This window comes from Streptomyces nogalater, from assembly GCF_039532885.1.
In the GTDB taxonomy this organism is placed as follows: domain Bacteria; phylum Actinomycetota; class Actinomycetes; order Streptomycetales; family Streptomycetaceae; genus Streptomyces; species Streptomyces nogalater.
Genome location: NZ_BAAASM010000010.1, coordinates 219,842 through 234,930 on the forward strand (window position 1 = coordinate 219,842; position 15,089 = coordinate 234,930).

Genomic DNA, 15,089 nt, shown 5'->3' on the forward strand with positions numbered 1-15,089 from the left:
GGCTCTACGGTCCGCGTATGGCCGTGTCCTTCGTGTTCGACGAGCCGCCGGCGGCCGGCGTCCCCGCGCTCTCCGGTGCCCGGCCCGACATCCGGTCCCGGATCACCGAGTTGCGGCTGTCCGCCTTCGCCGGGCACCGGGGCGCCGGGTTCCCGCTCGGGCCGGTCACGCTGTTGGCGGGGCCCAGCGGCACCGGCAAGACCACCGCGCTCGCCGCCTGCGCGGCACTGGCCCGGCTCGGCGGCGGCGCCCCGCTCGCGGAGGCGTTCCCGGACCCGGCCGCCTGCGTACCCGAGCGGGCCCGTCCCGACGCCGAGGGGCGCCGGGGCTTCCGGATCGGGTGCACGGCCGACGGCGCCGAGGGCCCGGTCCGGCTCGACATCGCCGTACAGGCCGAACCGGACCTGCGGATCGTGGGGGAGCGGCTGACCGCGCGCGGTGTCGTCCTGCTCCAGACCGCGCTGCGCGACCCCGGGCGCCGTAGCGTCCAGGCCGCCTGGCACACCGCGGGCGCCACCCCGGTGACCCGCGCCCCGCTCCCCGACGACCGCCTGGGCACCGCCCTGCTGCCGCTGCGCGTGGCCGGCAAGACCGACGGGCAGCGCCATGTGCTCGCCGCCGCCGAACAGATGGTCGTCGCCCTGCGCTCCGTCTTCCCCTGCGATCCGCGCCCCGAGTACATGCGCCTTCCCGTCCCCACCGGCTCCGGTCGGCTGCTGCCCGGCTGCGACAACCTCGCCGACGTCCTGTGGCGCACCCGCGCCGAGTGCGCCCGCCGGCACGGGCACCTGGTCGAGGCGGTGCGCGCGGGGTGCGCCGGCCCGGTGACCGACCTGGTGGCCGAGCCGCTGGCCGACGGCACGGTACGGGCGCTGCTCGACCGCGGCGACGGCGTCCGCACCCGACTCGCCCGGCTCGGCGACGGCGAGCTGCGCTATCTGGCGCTGACCCTGGTGCTGCTGACCGGGCCGGGCGTGCTGGCCATGGACGCCCCGGGCGAGGTGCCCGACGCGCTGCGCACCCTCACCGTCCTCGCCGACGGCTTCGACCGGAGCCTGGATCCCGTCCAGCGCCGGGAACTGCTGCGGACGGCCGCCCGGATGGGCCGGCGCGGGCACATCCGGTGCGTGGCCGCGGTGCACGACACCTCGTGGGCCGCCGGAACCCCGGACGTCACGGTGGTACACCTGAACGCGTGACCGAACACCCCGACCTGGCCGCCCTCCAGCGCCGACTGGCCGAGTTCGCCGCCGCGCGGAACTGGCAGCCGTACCACACACCCAAGAACCTCGTCGCCGCCCTCTCGGTGGAGGCGTCCGAACTGGTCGAGATCTTCCAGTGGCTCACCCCGGAGGAGTCCGCCCGGGTGATGGACGACCCCGGTACGGCGCACCGGGTCACCGACGAGGTCGCCGATGTGCTGGCCTATCTGCTCCAGTTCTGCGAGGTCCTCGGCATCGACCCGCTGACCGCGCTGGCCGCCAAGATCGACCGCAACGAACACCGCTTCCCGGTGCCGGGCCCCGGCGACGGGCAGGGAACGGGGGGCGGGCAGGGCGCGGGAGGCGGGCGGGACACCGGGGCGACGGGCCGTCAGGAAGCCGGGGCGGTGGACCAACAGGCGGACTCCTGAACTCCGTTATTACTCTCCGCAGTCGAAGCGCGTGACGGATCCGAATTGTTGTCCACTAATTTCCGTCTTCCTCTGGCTTTTCGCCTCAACCACCCTCACTCTGGGTAGTGGACAAGGGAGTTCAGGAGGCCGTGCCAGAGGGTGCGGCAGACGGACGGGGGCATCGTATGGATGCGGTACGGCTCATCCTCGCGAGCAGGCGGGCCCTGGCGGGCGGCGCCGACGCGGGGGAGATGATGGCGGAGGTGTGGCAGGCGCAGGCCCTGGCCCAGGCGATCGGGAGCCGCCTCGCGGTCTCCGGCCCGCCGGAACTGCGCGGCGAGGCGCTGGGGCTGACGGAACTGGCGGGCCGGGGCTGCGGCGTCCTGGACCCGCCCGAACTCGACCCCGGTGATCTGCGCGCCGCCCAGCTCACCGAGCTGGACGACGCCCGCGAGACCCTGCTCTGCCTCGGTGGCCTGCTCGGCGAGGTCGGCATATCCCTGGTGGGCATGGCCAGCGCCGCCGCCGACGAGACGACGTACTGGCAGTGCATGGAGGCGATCGACGCGGCCGACGAGTCCCGTGACCGCGTACTGGAGATGCTGCGCAAGCTGGCGGCGCGGGCGGCGATGGTGCCGGAGGACGTCCAGGACAGCCCGTCCGGCGTATGACCGCCGCCCCCATGCCGTGACGCCGGCTACGGCCGTATGTACGGACGGGTCATGATCTCCATGTTGTGGCCGTCCGGGTCGTCGAAGTAGGCGCCGCGGCCGCCGAAGAGACGGTTGATCCGGCCGGGCTCGGTGCGGCGGGGATCGGCGTAGTAGGTGACCCCGATCGTTTCCAGTCGGGCGATCATGGTGTCGAACTCCTCGTCGGGCACGAGGAACGCGTAGTGCTGCGACTGGATCGGCTCGTCGCGCTTCTCGTAGTAGTCGAGCGTGACGCCGTTGCCCAGGTCGACGGGCAGGAACGGCCCGAAGGGCGCTCCGACCTCCAGGCCCAGGATCGCCGCGATGAACTCGGCCGACAGCTGACGGTCCGAGGCGTAGACGGCGGTGTGGTTCAGCTGGACGGTGCCCCGTGACGCGGGCTGGGCGACGTGCTGCTGGTGGTCGTGTGACATGGCTGGATGTGTCTCCGAGTGCTGGATCCGCTGTGGAGCGCCACGCGTGGGCGGCGGGAAGTCGAACGCGGAGACAACGGCGGGCCTCTCGCCCGCCTCGCGCTCACGCCGAGGCCGGGCGCCTCACTCGTGTATGGCCCATGGCCGACCCGGCAGTCACATGAGCGACTCTAACAGGCCGCGTTCTGCGAAAAAAATTGCAGCAAAGTCGATAGGGCACGACCGAATGCGGGTGACGGGCGGTTGCCGCAGAAACAGAAACAGGAATAGAAACAGAAACGGTGTGTTGTGTAGCCGTACTCGTTCCGTCATCTCGAAGGAAAGCGGATAGTACTGACTCTTTGCCGGTGTCTCAACTCTGGATGCGTCAATGGGGCAGCGGAGTTAGCGTGCTGGTGTCCACGGAAAATCCCTGTCGCCGAATTGGGAAACGCCAGCAGAGGAGAGCTTCATGCGAGGGAAGTCAGTACTGAGCGCCGCCGCAGTGGCCGCGCTGGTCGGTGGGGCGGTCGCCGGTGCGGTGGGCCAGGCCTCCGCTGCCCCGAACCCGACTTGCCGGGTCGCCGCGGGCACCCTGACCGGCAGTGGATTCGCCCCGAACCAGACATTCACCGTCTCGCCTGGTGGGGCGACCGCGCGCTCTTCCTCCGAAGGCCGTATCGGACCGATGCCGGTCACGGGGACGGGGACCTTCCGCGTAGGTTCCGTAACCTGCACGGGAAACTCGGCCAGTGGAGCGCAGACCTCCGCTGTCGTGGCGGCCGCGAAGAGCGCGGCCCAAACGGCCATCAAGCGGGGCGCCTCTCCGCAGCAGGCGAAGGCGCAGGGCGTGGCGGCCGCACAGGCGAAGGCGAAGAGCCTCGGTGTGCCGACGACGATCATGACGCAGATCCAGCAGCAGATCACCAACAACGTCAACCAAATAATCAATTCAACCATCAACGCGCCGGTCGACCAGGAGGCCGGCACGACTCAGGGCGAGAAACCGAAGGAGCCGGCCGAGCCTGCCAAGCCGGCCGAGCCGAAGGAGCCCGCCGAGCCTGCCAAGCCGGCCGAGCCGAAGGAGCCCGCCGAGCCTGCCAAGCCGGCCGAGCCGAAGGAGCCCGCCGAGCCTGCCAAGCCGGCTGAACCGAAGGAACCGGCCGAGCCTGCCAAGCCCGCCGAGCCGGCCGAGCCGAAGGAACCGGCACAGCCCGCCGAGCCGGCACAGCCCGCCGAGCCGGCACAGCCGGCCGAACCGGCTGAGCCGAACCAGCCCGCCGAGTAGCCGACGGAGCTATCCGCCGAGTAGCCCGAGTGCGTCTTGGCCGACGAAACCCCTGCTGGACCGGCGGGGGTTTCGCGCGCCGGGTCCCCGGTGGGCGCATTTCACCCGTCCGGGCCCGGCCGCGCCGGGCGGTCCCCGCGCGGTCGACACGGGCGGCGCCGTGCAGGATAGGTGTATGGACCTGCGAATCTTCACCGAGCCCCAGCAAGGGGCCACCTACGACACCCTGCTCACCGTGGCCAAGGCCACCGAGGACCTCGGGTTCGACGCCTTCTTTCGCTCGGACCACTATCTGCGCATGGGCAACGTGGACGGCCTGCCCGGCCCCACGGACGCCTGGATCACGCTGGCCGGCCTGGCCCGCGAGACCAAGCGCATCCGCCTCGGCACGCTGATGACGGCCGGCACCTTCCGGCTGCCCGGCGTGCTCGCCATCCAGGTCGCCCAGGTCGACCAGATGTCCGGCGGCCGGGTCGAACTCGGCCTCGGGGCGGGCTGGTTCGAGGAGGAGCACAAGGCGTACGGCATCCCGTTCCCGAAGGAGAAGTTCGCCCGGCTGGAGGAGCAGCTCGCGATCGTCACCGGGCTGTGGGCGACCGAGGTCGGCAAGACGTTCGACTTCCACGGGACGTACTACGACCTCACCGGATCTCCGGCGCTGCCCAAGCCGGCGCAGAAGAAGATCCCCGTGCTGATCGGCGGCCACGGTGCGACCCGTACGCCGCGGCTGGCCGCGCAGTACGCCGACGAGTTCAACATCCCGTTCGCCTCGGTCGAGGACACCGAGCGGCAGTTCCGCCGGGTGCGGGCCGCCGCCGCGCAGGCGGGCCGGAACGCGGACGACCTGGTGTACTCCAACGCGCTCGTGGTCTGCGTCGGCAAGGACGACCAGGAGGTGGCCCGGCGTGCCGCCGCGATCGGCCGCGAGGTGGACGAGCTGAAGGCCAACGGGCTGGCCGGCTCTCCGGCCGAGGTCGTCGACAAGATCGGCCGGTACGCAGAGACCGGCTCCAGCCGGATCTACCTCCAGGTGCTGGACCTCGGCGACCTGGACCACCTGGAGCTGATCTCCTCCCAGGTCCAGTCCCAGCTGTCGTAACCACGGGGTGAGCGGCCCCTGCCGCCGTTGCCGGGCCTCGGCCGACGGTCCGCGGCCCGGCCCCCGGGTCCCCCGCCCCGGACAAGAGACAGCCCGTTCCAAAACAGGCCGACACCAGAACGGGCCGCCGCCTCCAGAATCGGCCGCCTCCGAAGCCTACGGCTCCACAGGCGGCCGGTCCCCGGTCCCCGGACGCTAGCGCGTGAAGCCGTAGTCCAGGATCTTCGTCGCGTCCTTGAACCGCTGGTCCGCCGAACTCGCCGCGAGCACCGTGCCCACGACCGTCTTGGAACCGCGCGTGGCCGCGAACACCAGGCAGTACTTCGCCTCCGGCCCGGAGCCGGTCTTCACGCCGAACGCGCCCCGGTAGGAGCCGAGAAGGGTGTTGGAGTTCTTCCACGGCTGCATGGCGTGCGTCCCGCCGCCGGGCCGGTACGACTTCATGCCGGCGTAGACCTTGGTGCCGACGACCTTCTTGAACGTCTTGTTCTTCAGCGCGGCCCCGGCCAGCTTGGCCAGATCGCGCGGCGAGGAGTAGTTCTTGCCGTTGGACACCCCGTCGAAGGAGTCGAAGTGGGTGTTCTTCAGGCCCAGTTCACGCGCCTTGCTGTTCATCTTGCCGATGAACGACTTGGTCCGCTGGGCCGTCGTGGAGCCCGTGCCGTAGGTGTCCGCCAGCGCGTAGGCCGCGTCGCAGCCCGACGGCAGCATCAGGCCGTACAGCAGGTCGCCCACCGACATCGAGTCGCCGAGGAGCAGGTTCGCGCTGGAGTAGCGCTGGCTGTGCGACACCGGGTCGATGACGTAGTCGGTGTACTCCTTCTTGATCTTCACCTTCTTCCCGAGGTCCACGTTCCGCTGCGACAGCACCACGAGTGCCGTCATGATCTTCGTGGTGGAGCCGGTCCGCAGCCGCGCGTCGGGTGCCTTGCCGAACACCTGCTTGCCGTTGGCCGGGTTCATGGCGTACGCGCCCTGCGCCGACACCTGCGGGGCCGCGGCGGCACCGCGGGCCGCGGGTGCCGTCGACGCCGTCCGGGCCGCATCGGCCGCCTGGGCGGGCGCGGACGCGAGGACGCCCGCGGTCAGCACGGCACCGGCCGTCACCGCGACGGCGGCGCTCCTGCGGACCCGGGCCGTCCGCCCGGGTCCGCGGTCCTCGACTGCCTGGTCGATGGTCATGGGTTTCCCCCTAGTCTTCCTTGTGTCAGTGGTCAGTTGACGAGGGGTCACTTCATCAGGTCCGGGGCCGGCGGGCCATAACGGATGTCACACCTCGGCCCGTTCCGCGCGGCCGAGCCGCCGGCCGGGGCGCGGGGACCGCATCGACGGACCCGGGCCGAAAACCGGTGGTGGGCCCGGGCCCCGGCCGGGGAGACTCGACCGCATGTTCCTGACGATCTCCACCACCGGCACGGCAGCGCGGCCGGCCACCGACCTGGGGTACCTGCTGCACAAGCACCCCGACAAGGCGCAGGCGTTCTCCACCTCGCACGGCACGGCCCACGTGTTCTACCCCGAGGCGGACGCCCAACGCTGCACGGCCGCGCTGCTGCTGGAGATCGATCCTGTCGCGCTGGTCCGGCGCGGCCGGGGCAAGGGCCGTGGCGGCGCACCCGACGCGGCCCTCTCCCAGTACGTCAACGACCGCCCCTACGCGGCGTCCTCGCTGCTGGCCGTCGCGTTGAGCAATGTCTTCTCCAGCGCCCTGCGCGGGGTGTGCGCCGCCCGGCCGGAGCGGGCCGCCGCCCCGCTGCCGCTGCGCGTCGAGGTCCCCGCGCTGCCCGCCCGGGGCGGCCCGGACCTCGTACGACGGCTCTTCGCCCCGCTCGGCTGGACCGTCACCGCCGACCCGGTCCCGCTCGACACCGCGTTCCCCCAGTGGGGCGACTCGCGGTACGTCCGGCTGCTGCTGGAGTCCGAACGGCTCACCCTCGCCGAGGCGTTGCGCCATCTGTACGTCCTGCTGCCGGTGCTCGACGACGCCAAGCACTACTGGGTCTCCGCCGACGAGGTCGACAAGCTGCTGCGGGCCGGCGAGGGCTGGCTGGCCGGGCACCCGGAGCAGCAGCTGATCACCAACCGCTACCTCTCGCGCCGCTGGTCGCTCACCCGCCAGGCGAGGGAGCGGCTGGAGCTGGTGCGGCTCGCGGAGGCCGACGACAGCGAGGTCGAGGACATCGACAACGCGGTGGCGGACGAGACCGAGACCGAGGAGAAGCCGACCCCGCTCGCCGTGCTCCGGCGGGAGGCCGTCCTCGCCGCCCTGGGCGCCGCCGGCGCCACCCGTGTCCTCGACCTCGGATGCGGCCAGGGCCAGTTGGTGCAGGCGCTGCTCCGGGACGCGCGGTTCACCGAGGTCGTCGGCGTCGACGTCTCGCAGCGCGCCCTGGCCATCGCCTCCCGGCGGCTGAAGCTGGACCGCATGGGCGAACGGCAGGCCGCGCGCGTCAAGCTGGTCCAGGGCTCCCTCGTCTACACCGACCACCGGCTGGGCGGCTACGACGCCGCCGTGCTCAGCGAGGTGATCGAGCACGTCGACCCGCCCCGGCTGCCCGCCCTGGAGTACGCCGTGTTCGGGCACGCGCGTCCCCGCACGGTCGTCGTGACCACCCCGAACGTCGAGTACAACGTCCGCTGGGAGAGCCTGCCGGCCGGTCACGTCCGGCACGGCGACCACCGCTTCGAGTGGACCCGCGAGCAGTTCCGCGCCTGGGCGGCGGCCGTGGCCGAACGGTACGGGTACGAGGCCGGGTTCACGTCCGTCGGCGCGGAGGACCCCGAGGTGGGACCGCCCACCCAGATGGCGACCTTCACGATCCGGACCGAGAAGGAGGCGAAGGCGGCATGACCGAGGCACAGCACAAGGGGCGGGTGCTCCCCGTCACCGACCTCTCCCTCGTGGTGCTCGTCGGCGCCTCCGGTTCCGGCAAGTCCACGTTCGCCCGGCGGCACTTCAAGCCCACCGAGGTGATCTCCTCCGACTTCTGCCGCGGCCTGGTCGGCGACGACGAGAACGACCAGAGCGCGACCCGGGACGCCTTCGACGTCCTGCACTACATCGCCGGCAAGCGGCTGGCCGCCGGCCGCCGCACCGTCGTGGACGCCACCAGCGTGCAGCAGGACAGCCGGCGGCAGCTGATCGAGCTGGCGCGGAAGCACGACGTGCTGCCCATCGCCATCGTGCTGGACCTGCCGGAGGAGGTGTGCGCCGAACGGAACGCGGCCCGCGCCGACCGGGCGGACATGCCCCGCCGGGTCATCCAGCGGCACATCCGCGAACTGCGCCGCTCCCTCAGGCACCTGGAGCGCGAGGGCTTCCGCAAGGTGCACGTGCTGCGCGGGGTCGAGGAGATCGAGCACGCCACCGTCGTCACCGAGAAGCGCTACAACGACCTCACCCACCTCACCGGCCCGTTCGACATCATCGGCGACATCCACGGCTGCTCCGCCGAACTGGAGGCACTGCTCACCAAGCTGGGCTACAGCGACGGCGTTCACCCCGAGGGCCGTACCGCCGTGTTCGTCGGCGACCTGGTCGACCGCGGCCCGGACAGCCCCGGCGTGCTGCGCCGCGTGATGACGATGGTGAACTCGGGCAACGCCCTGTGCGTCCCCGGCAACCACGAGAACAAGTACGGCCGTTACCTCAAGGGCCGCAAGGTCCAGCACACCCACGGGCTCGCCGAGACCATCGCGCAGATGGAGGGCGAGAGCGAGGAGTTCCAGGCCGAGGTCCGGCGCTTCCTGGACGGACTGGTCAGCCACTACGTCCTGGACGGCGGCCGGCTGGTGGTCTGCCATGCCGGACTGCCCGAGAAGTACCACGGCCGCACCTCCGGCCGGGTCCGCTCGCACGCCCTGTACGGCGACACCACCGGCGAGACCGACGAGTTCGGGCTGCCGGTGCGCTACCCGTGGGCCGAGGACTACCGGGGCCGGGCCGCCGTGGTCTACGGCCACACACCCGTGCCCGAGGCGACCTGGCTGAACAACACCATCTGCCTGGACACCGGCGCCGTCTTCGGCGGCAAGCTGACCGCGCTGCGCTGGCCGGAGCGCGAGCTGGTCGACGTACCGGCCGAGCGGGTCTGGTACGAGCCGGCCCGGCCGCTGCGCACCGACGCGCCCGGCGGCCACGAGGGCCGGCCGCTGGACCTGGCGGACGTGCGCGGCCGACGGGCCGTGGAGACGCGGCACGCCGGCCGGGTGGCCATCCGGGAGGAGAACGCTGCGGCGGCCCTGGAGGTCATGAGCCGCTTCGCGATCGACCCGCGCCTGCTGCCGTACCTGCCGCCGACCATGGCACCGACGGCGACCTCGCGGGCCGACGGCTACTTGGAGCACCCGGAGGAGGCGTTCGCGCAGTACGCGCGGGACGGGGTCGCGCGGGTGGTGTGCGAGGAGAAGCACATGGGCTCCCGGGCGGTGGCCCTGGTGTGCCGGGACGCGGAGACGGCACGGCGGCGGTTCGGCGCGGACGGACCCACCGGCTCCCTCTACACCCGTACCGGCCGGCCGTTCTTCGACGACGAGCCGATGACCGAGGAGATCCTCGGCCGACTGTGCACGGCGGTCACCGACGCCGGCCTCTGGGACGAACTCGCCACCGACTGGCTGCTGTTGGACGCCGAGCTGATGCCGTGGTCGCTGAAGGCCGGCGGGCTGCTGCGCGGCCAGTACGCGGCCGTGGGCGCCGCCGCCGGCGCGGCGTTCCCGGGCGCGCTCGCCGCCCTGGAGGCGGCGGCCGGGCGCGGTGCCGACGTGGGCGCGCTGCTCGACCGGCAGCGGGAACGGGCCGCCGACGCCACCGCGTTCACCGCCGCCTACCGACGCTACTGCTGGCCCACCGAGGGCCTGGACGGGGTCCGGCTGGCCCCCTTCCAGTTGCTCGCGGTCCAGGGCCGCAGCCTCGCCGCGCTGCCGCACGACGAGCAACTGGCCCTGATCGACCGGATGGTGGAGTACGACGGCACCGGACTGCTGCACACCACCCGGCGGCTGTACGTCGACACCGGCGACCCGGAGTCGGTGCGCGCGGGCGTGGACTGGTGGCTGGAGATGACCGGCCGGGGCGGCGAGGGCATGGTCGTCAAGCCGCTCGGCGCGCTGGTGCGCGACGGGGACGGACGGCTGGTGCAGCCCGGCATCAAGTGCCGGGGCCGGGAGTACCTGCGGATCATCTACGGCCCGGAGTACACCCGCCCCGACAACCTCGCCCGGCTGCGGCAGCGGTTCCTCAACCACAAGCGGTCCCTGGCCCTGCGCGAGTACGCCCTCGGCCTGGAGGCCCTGGACCGGCTGGCCGACGGCGAGCCCCTGTGGCGGGTGCACGAGGCGGTGTTCGGGGTGCTGGCCCTGGAGTCGGAACCGGTGGACCCGCGGCTGTAGTCGCCGCCGCGCCCCAGTGGCGAGGGCACCGACTCCTCGCCCCAGTCGCGTCACGCTGCTTCGGGCTCGATCGGAGCAGCGGGCGCGGCAGTCCACGTATCGAGCAACCGGCCGGCCCATGCCCGGGCCTCGGCCAGATGCTCAGCCCGGAGTCCCTCGCGGGGATTCGGCTGCACAAGGAGGGTGGGGGCACCACTGGCTGTGCGCTCCGCGGCCCACGAGTGGTCCAGGTCGGTGAAGTCGTCGTCGATCCAGACGGCCGGGACGTCTCCCAACCAGCCATCGACGTGATCGCGCTTCCAGAGGTAGCCGTTGGGGTGGCTGGTGGTGATCCGGGGCGCGGCAGGTCGACATGCGGCAGGGGAGGGATGTCGAGGAGCGGACCGATCAGCGTGGTGGCGTCCTGCCGCCAGCTGGTGCACCAGACCGGTGTGACCAGGCCCGTACGGATCACGTCCGTGAGCATGGGGCCGTGGTCGGGATTGAGCCAGATGGCGACCGGGTCGTCTGCGCTGCGGCCGGTGGGGACGACCTCGTGGCGAGCGTGAGTGGGCGGCGTCGAGCCGTCCGCGTCGGGGAAGGGGATGAGGACGCCGTCGATGTCGAGGAGCAGGTAGGGCGGGCCCATCGATTCCTCCAGGGGAGTTCCGGGGGCAGAGCTTGCGCGCGGTGATCAGCAGGGTGGTGGGCCAGCGGGCCTGTCGGGGGTCGTGGAAGTCCTGGGCCGAGGCGAGCCACAGGCCCGCGCGGCCGAGGTGCTTCTCCCACCGGCCGGTGCCGAAGTCCCAGCGAGCGACGGGCAGGCGAGTGCGGTCGGGCAGCGTGACGTGGTCGCGGCGGGGAAGGTCGCCTGCGGAGGGAGCCCGGCCGCCGCGCTGCGGGTGGGGGACGGAGAAGGCGAGGATGCCGCCGGGCTTGAGGCGGTGGGCGATGGCCGGGAGCAGGAGTTCGGGGGTGACGAGGCCGACGGCGCCGAAGACGGAGTAGATCGCCTCGAACTGCTCGTCGGTGGCGTGCAGGTAGTGCAGGGCGTGGCCGGCGACGAAGGTGAGGTTGTTCAGCCGTCCGTAATGGGAGCGGGCGCGGCGGACCTGGAGGCCGACCAGGTCGACACCGGTGACACGGGAGCCATGGCGGGTGGCGAGGTGGGCGGCGTTGTGGCCGGGGCCGCAGCCGAGTTCCACCACGCGCTTGCGGCGCAGGTCGGGACCGAGGATTTCGGCTCCGGGCCCGATGCCCGTCCGTGTGGTCCACTCCATCCGCGGCGGTGGGACGAGCGGCTCGGCCGGGCCCGGGGCCGTGCGCTGGAGGGCGTGGGCGTACCAGGGAGAGGCTTGGGTGAGCACTTACACCTCCAGGAGCTGGAGGGCGTCGGTGAGGTGTCGGCGGACGACCTTGATATAGGTGGGGTCGGTGGCGGGGTCGTTGATCCAGCGGATGGACTGTTCCATGAACCACTCGACGGCCCAGACGCGGTGCCAGCCCAGGGCCCAGTTCTCGGCGGTGAGCCCGCCTCGCGGGGCGAGGGCGCCGGGGGTGCCACCGGCGGTGACGTACTGCTCCAGGAAGACGCGCAGGCGCACGGGGTGCGGGGGCTCGATGGTGCCGTGCCAGCTGGCGAGGTCGAGCAGGCCGGGGCCGGTGAAGGCGCGGGCGAAGTCGAGCAGCCGCCAGCCGCGCTCGCCGATGTGGAGGCTGGTGGGGTGGAACTCGGAGTGCACCCAGCCGAACGGTTCCAACGTCGCTCCGGCCGAGCGGGCCTCGGCGGTCTGGGCGATACGGTCGAGCGCGTCCTCGATGTCGTCGGCGTCCTGCCACCGGTCGGCCTTGCGCAGCCGTTCAAGGTGCTCCAGCGCCCTGGCCGGCAGCGTGCGCAGCCGCTCCTGGTCGAGGACGGGCAAGGGCGGAGCCGTACGGGTGCCGTGCAGAACCACGGCCGCGGCGACACCGTCGAGGTCGTCGGCCTCGCGGACGGACGGTCCGAGGTCCTCCATGAGCATGCCGAGCCAGCCGTCCAAAACGGCGGAGGCGTGGACCTGGGGGACTGGAACGCCGAGCGTGTGGGCCAGGCGGAGGGCTTGGTCCTCGCTGTCGAACGGCTTCTTGGCGTACTTGAAGATGGCCGTGGTGCCGTCGGGGAAGGTCACGCGCTCGACTCCGGACATGGACCACACGCGTACCTCCTCCCGTGCGGCGGTGGTCTGGCCGGTCGCGGTGAGCAGGTTGTCGAAGAGTTCGGCGCTGGGGGTCGCGGTCACGTGGGGCTCCGGGAAGGGGTGGTGGCGTCCGGGGCGGGCGAGGGATTCCGGCCCGCCCCGGAACCTGATCGGGTCGTGGGTTACGCGGCGGGTGTCACGCGATGGGCGTAGATCTGCTCGATCCAGCCCGCCTTGAAGGCGGCGAGGTCGTCACGGAAGTTCGCCATCGAGGCACCGTAGGGCGCGACCACACCGCCGGACTGGTCCGGCACGGACTGGCAGCCGTGCACGAGCCGGCCGCCGAGTGCGGCGTGGGCCTTGATGGACTCGATCCGGCGGTGTTCGTTGAACCAGCCGCCGTGGTAGACCTCGTCGAGCATCCGGCCCGTCTCGTCGTCCAGGTCGAAGACGACGGAGGTGGCGGCGGGGAAGAACCAGCACGGGCCGACGTTGGAGATGTGCCCGTCCAGCTCGACCTTGTTGAGCGCCATGAGCGTGGCGGCCTCGCGGAGCATCCGCAGATGGACGGCGGTGATCTGCGGCAGGCCGAGGCCGGCGAGGTGCTCGTCGCGGAACAGGTAGGCGTACACCTCGTAGGCGGTGGACAGCACCCGGGCGGCGTCCGAGGTGGACGCGCCGTGGGCCTTGATGAAGTCCAGCGCGAGCTGCTCGACCGCACTCTCGGTGGTCTCCTTCACTTCCAGGAGCTGGGCCTTGACCAGCTCCCAGTCGGCGACGAGCCAGGTGTTGGACTCGAAGCGGAAGAAGTACTCGGCCGGGTCGATCGTGATGCGCCGGCCGTCGACCTGGATGCCGGGCAGGCGGCTCCAGCGCGGGTCGAACGCCTCGGGCAGCTCGACCGTGATGGCCGTGGTGTCGATGGTGGTCACCGTTTCTCCGTCTCTGATCGGCCAGGTTCGGGCACAGGAATGCCCGAGCCCCGGTGTGGGCGTACGGAACTTCGGGGTGCCGCCCGGACCAAGAGGGAGCCTGGATCACGGTCGCGCCGTTCCGGGCGGCTACTGATAAGTGAACCGGTGGTTACGCTCAGTGGGTACGGTGGAAGGCAGTTGAAGCGGTATACGCGGTTTACAGCTCCAGAGCGGAGGCGATCGTGGCGGCGCAGAGAGACCCCAATTCCCGTCTGCGCGACGTCATCGACGCCGCCGGTTGCACCTACGAGGCCCTCGCCCGAGACGTGCGGCGCATCGCGGCCGAGAACGGCGAGATCCTCCAGACCAACAAGTCGGGCATCTCGCACTGGGCGAACGGCACCCGCACCCCATCGGGCCGGGTAGGCCAGTACCTGGCCGAGGCACTGTCCCGCCGAGCGGGACGTACGGTCACCCAGACCGAGATCGGCCTCCAGGCCGGTGATGACGATGCGCCGAAGGAATCCGATCCCGTTCTCGCGGTCACCGACCTGGGCCGTGCCGACGTCGAGCGCCGCCGCTTCCTCGCCATCGCGGCCTTCACCACCGCCGGCGTCGCCATGCCGCTCGCATACGACCACGACGCCACTGCCCGCATGCTCCGCGCCCGCACCGGAACGTCCCTGGTCGGTGTGGAGGACGTGGACGTCGTACGGCAGATCACTGCGGCCTTCAGCGCTGCCGACGAGCGCCTCGGCGGCGGGCACGGCCTGACCACCGTCACCGCGTACCTCGCCGACACCGCCGCACCCATGCTGCGCGGACGCTTCCCCAGCGAAGCCTTACGTCGGGCCGCCTTCGGCGCCGTCGCCGAACTCGCATACCTCGCAGGGTGGAAGCACCACGACCTCGGCCAGGAAGGCGCCGCCCAGCGCTACTACCAGGTCGGCTACAAACTCGCCTGCGAAGCCGACCCCCACGGCCACGCCGCCTGGATGATGCGAGCCCTTGCCCACCAGTCCCTGAGCCTCAAGCAGCCTCACCACTGCGTCGACCTCGTCGAAGGCGCCCTACGCACGGGTCTCGGCCATGTCGACGGCCAGACCGAGGCCCTCCTCCACATCACCCACGCCCGCGCCTATGCCGCCGTGAACGAGAACCCGTCGGCCGCACGCGCCCTTCTCGCTGCCGAAGACGCCCTCCTCCGCGACGACGGTCCCCAGCCCAGCTACTCCCGTGTGAGCGGCCCCGCCGCGGGCACCGTGGCCAGCCACACCGCCCGCACCCTGACTGACCTCGCCGACCACATCGGCACCGAACAGCAGCACCGGGACGCCCTCACCCGCTGGGACCCGGAGAAGTACAAGCGCGTCCACGCCCTCACCCACGCAGACCTCGGCGACAGCCTCGCCGCCCAGGCACGCGCCGACGAGGCCGTTGCCGCCTGGACCCAGGCCCTAGGCCGTTTCCTTCGGATCACCTCGCCGACCAGATGAAGATGGCGGCGAGGTGGAGTCCGGC

At 71.9% G+C, this 15,089-nt stretch carries 10 protein-coding genes and 4 pseudogenes; 8 read left to right on the forward strand and 6 right to left on the reverse strand.

The genetic code is table 11. From position 1 onward, the window contains the following. Positions 1 to 17 precede the first annotated feature (17 nt). The 3 genes and pseudogenes from ABD350_RS10640 to ABD350_RS10650 all read left to right on the forward strand — a co-directional run bounded on the left by ABD350_RS10640 (position 18) and on the right by ABD350_RS10650 (position 2,286). Positions 18 to 1,199, forward strand: a complete 1,182-nt coding sequence (locus tag ABD350_RS10640) for an AAA family ATPase (RefSeq protein ID WP_344347629.1) — start codon at positions 18 to 20, stop codon at positions 1,197 to 1,199. Continuing rightward, a pseudogene (locus ABD350_RS10645) lies at positions 1,196 to 1,519 on the forward strand (nucleotide pyrophosphohydrolase); the annotation flags it as partial. The gene ABD350_RS10640 and the pseudogene ABD350_RS10645, both read left to right, overlap by 4 nt. 281 nt (positions 1,520 to 1,800) lie before the next feature. Further along, the gene (locus tag ABD350_RS10650) at positions 1,801 to 2,286 is read left to right on the forward strand and encodes a DUF6099 family protein (protein ID WP_344347631.1); all 486 of its coding nucleotides are present in this window, start codon (positions 1,801 to 1,803) and stop codon (positions 2,284 to 2,286) included. Between the two features lie 26 nt (positions 2,287 to 2,312). Here ABD350_RS10650 and ABD350_RS10655 read toward each other — a convergent pair whose 3' ends face one another. Next, positions 2,313 to 2,741, reverse strand: coding sequence for a VOC family protein (locus ABD350_RS10655; protein WP_344347632.1), 429 nt, complete (start codon positions 2,739 to 2,741; stop codon positions 2,313 to 2,315). Between the two features lie 451 nt (positions 2,742 to 3,192). Between ABD350_RS10655 and ABD350_RS10660 the strand changes: the two genes are divergently transcribed. Together ABD350_RS10660 and ABD350_RS10665 are read left to right on the forward strand one after the other, a co-directional pair. Further along, a complete protein-coding gene (locus tag ABD350_RS10660; RefSeq protein ID WP_344347633.1) occupies positions 3,193 to 4,008 on the forward strand; it encodes a hypothetical protein in 816 nt (271 codons plus the stop codon). A 175-nt stretch (positions 4,009 to 4,183) separates the two neighbouring features. Further along, on the forward strand, positions 4,184 to 5,107 hold the full coding sequence (locus ABD350_RS10665) for an LLM class F420-dependent oxidoreductase (protein WP_344347634.1): 924 nt from the start codon (positions 4,184 to 4,186) through the stop codon (positions 5,105 to 5,107). 195 nt (positions 5,108 to 5,302) lie between these two features. On the opposite strand, the gene ABD350_RS10670 is transcribed toward ABD350_RS10665, so the two are convergent. Beyond that, on the reverse strand, positions 5,303 to 6,289 hold the full coding sequence (locus tag ABD350_RS10670) for a D-alanyl-D-alanine carboxypeptidase family protein (protein WP_344347635.1): 987 nt from the start codon (positions 6,287 to 6,289) through the stop codon (positions 5,303 to 5,305). Between the two features lie 205 nt (positions 6,290 to 6,494). On the opposite strand from ABD350_RS10670, the gene ABD350_RS10675 reads away from it, so the two are divergent. Further along, positions 6,495 to 7,958: a 3' terminal RNA ribose 2'-O-methyltransferase Hen1 gene (locus ABD350_RS10675; protein ID WP_344347636.1), complete on the forward strand. Its 1,464-nt coding sequence runs from the start codon at positions 6,495 to 6,497 to the stop codon at positions 7,956 to 7,958. After that, complete coding sequence (locus ABD350_RS10680) at positions 7,955 to 10,498, forward strand: polynucleotide kinase-phosphatase (protein WP_344347638.1); 2,544 nt, start codon at positions 7,955 to 7,957, stop codon at positions 10,496 to 10,498. Before ABD350_RS10675 ends, ABD350_RS10680 begins: the two co-directional genes overlap by 4 nt. A 50-nt stretch (positions 10,499 to 10,548) precedes the next feature. Here ABD350_RS10680 and ABD350_RS10685 read toward each other — a convergent pair. From ABD350_RS10685 to ABD350_RS10700, 4 genes and pseudogenes are all read right to left on the reverse strand, one after another. Continuing rightward, positions 10,549 to 11,126, reverse strand: a pseudogene (locus ABD350_RS10685) (HAD domain-containing protein). A 28-nt stretch (positions 11,127 to 11,154) separates the two neighbouring features. After that, positions 11,155 to 11,844: pseudogene (locus ABD350_RS10690) on the reverse strand (class I SAM-dependent methyltransferase); the annotation flags it as partial. Continuing rightward, entirely contained in the window at positions 11,845 to 12,756 is a 912-nt protein-coding gene (locus tag ABD350_RS10695) for a phosphotransferase family protein (RefSeq protein WP_344347639.1), read from the reverse strand. An 80-nt stretch (positions 12,757 to 12,836) separates the two neighbouring features. Then, the gene (locus ABD350_RS10700) at positions 12,837 to 13,586 is read right to left on the reverse strand and encodes a hypothetical protein (protein WP_344347640.1); all 750 of its coding nucleotides are present in this window, start codon (positions 13,584 to 13,586) and stop codon (positions 12,837 to 12,839) included. 224 nt (positions 13,587 to 13,810) lie between these two features. Here ABD350_RS10700 and ABD350_RS10705 point away from each other — a divergent pair. Continuing rightward, positions 13,811 to 15,052 (forward strand): annotated as a pseudogene (locus tag ABD350_RS10705) (NsdA family TPR-like regulatory protein); the annotation flags it as partial. Between the last annotated feature and the right edge of the window lie 37 nt (positions 15,053 to 15,089).